The organism is Streptomyces hirsutus, assembly GCF_001418415.1.
Classification (GTDB): domain Bacteria; phylum Actinomycetota; class Actinomycetes; order Streptomycetales; family Streptomycetaceae; genus Streptomyces; species Streptomyces hirsutus.
Map to the genome: position 1 here is coordinate 1 of NZ_LIQT01000706.1, position 1,834 is coordinate 1,834.

The 1,834-nt window shown below is 74.6% G+C and carries 1 protein-coding gene and 1 pseudogene; both read left to right on the top strand.

Features of this window, described 5'->3' with window-relative positions; all coding sequences use genetic code 11:
• Positions 1–6 precede the first annotated feature (6 nt).
• Complete coding sequence (locus AOK11_RS37695; RefSeq protein WP_055598124.1) at positions 7–1,221, top strand: PP2C family protein-serine/threonine phosphatase; 1,215 nt, start codon at positions 7–9, stop codon at positions 1,219–1,221.
• Positions 1,222–1,318: 97 nt separating this feature from the next.
• Positions 1,319–1,834 (top strand): annotated as a pseudogene (locus tag AOK11_RS37700) (hypothetical protein); the annotation flags it as partial.

Here is a 1,834-nt window from a genome sequence, read left to right on the forward strand (position 1 = left end):
CGGTACGTGACCTCCCGGCGGTACCTCCGGGCCGGCCGCCGGGAGGTCACGTACCGGCACGAAATGCTGCACGTGCGAGGGCGCAGTGTCGCGTGGGTGCCGCCGCTCCTCCTGCTGGTCGCCATCGCGGTGATCGACTACCACACCATCGGCGAGTTCCGGATCATCTCCTGGATCGTGCTGGTCCCGGGCATCGCGGCCGCGATCTGCGGGGTGTGGGGCACGGCCGTGTTCGGGGCGCTCTCGATCGCCACCTTCGCGATCGTGGACAACGCCTGGCCCCACGAGTTCCAGACGGGGCTGCCCGACTTCATCCTCGTCGCCGTCGGCGGATTCCTGGCGACGCTGGCGTGCGCGGTCCGGGTCCGCGGCGAGAGCCGCGCGCTGCACATGCGGAACGTCGCCGACACGGTCCGCCGTACGGTGCTGCGCCCCCTGCCGCCGTCCTGGGGCGGTCTGGAGCACGCCGGCTTCTATCTCGCCGCGGACGCCGGTGCCCGGGTCGGCGGCGACTTCTACGACATCCAGCCGGGCCCGTACGGCACCCGGGTCCTGGTCGGGGACGTGCAGGGCAAGGGGCTGGGCGCGGTGGAGACGGCGGCGACACTGCTCGGCACGTTCCGCGAGGCGGGCTTTCACGAGCCGGAACTGGCGGTCGTGGCCGAGCGCCTGGAGGAGCGGATGCTGAGGCACCGGGGCTACACCGCGGCCCTCGGCCGGGCCGAGGGCGACCGCTTCGCCACCGCCGTGCTGCTCGGCTTCCCGGCGGAGTGGCCGGCCACGAGGGGCCCCGGCCCGGAGTGGCCCCGTGCCGTGGGTCCCGGCACGGCGGGTCCCACCACGGTGGAGGTCGTGGTCTTCGGTCATGAACCGCCGCTGGCCGTCGGCCCCGGCGGCGTACGGCCGTTGCCGGTGACCGGCGGGCTTCCGCTGGGTCTGCGCGAGCTGGACCCCACACCGGTGTGCGTGCACCGGCTGCCGCTGGCCGCCGACGAGACGCTGCTGGTGGTCACCGACGGGGTGACCGAGGCGCGCGACGCCGACGGGACGTTCTACCCGCTCACCGAGGACGTGGTGCGGGCGGTCGCGCGGGACGCGCGCGCCGCCGAACCGGCCCGGCTGGCCGCCGTCGTACGGGACGGGACGCTCCGGCACAGCGGTGGTCGCCTGGACGACGACACCACGGCCTTCGCGGTGCGCCGGACCGGCGGGCCGGGGTGAACACCTCGAAGAGGGACGTTCATTGATCCGAGGCCCCTTGCCGGAGCCACAGCGGTTACGGTGCTGCTCTGGGTCGTGATCGACAGGGGGAGGGAACATGCCCGGGACCACACCCGGAAGCGAGCCCGGGGCCGCGCCCGGAACCGTACTGCTGCTGGCGGCCTCGCCGGCCGGGCGGGGACGGCTGGTGGACGCGGCGTCCGTGCTTCCCGTCCTCGCGGCCGTGCCGCCCGCCGTCCTGTCCGGTACGGACACCGCGAACGTCGTCGAGCTCGCCGACCCGCTGGAGCCGCAGGCGGTCCTGACCCGGCTGCGTGCCGCCGCGACCGCCCCCGGACCACTCACTCTGTACGTCGTGGGGCAACTGCTGCTCGACCGCCGCCAGCGTCTGCCCCATCTGGCGCTGGCCCGCACCACCCCGTCGACCGTGCGCTACACGGCGTTCCCGTGGCACTGGTTCCGGGACGAGCTGCGCCTGCGTCCCCCGGGTGGCACGACGCTGATCCTCGACCTGCACGCGGACCAGGAGACCTGGCAGACACTGGGGATCGCGCAGCCGCCGGGCTCACCGGGCTCACCGGGCTCACCGGGCTCACCGGGCTCACCGGGCCCG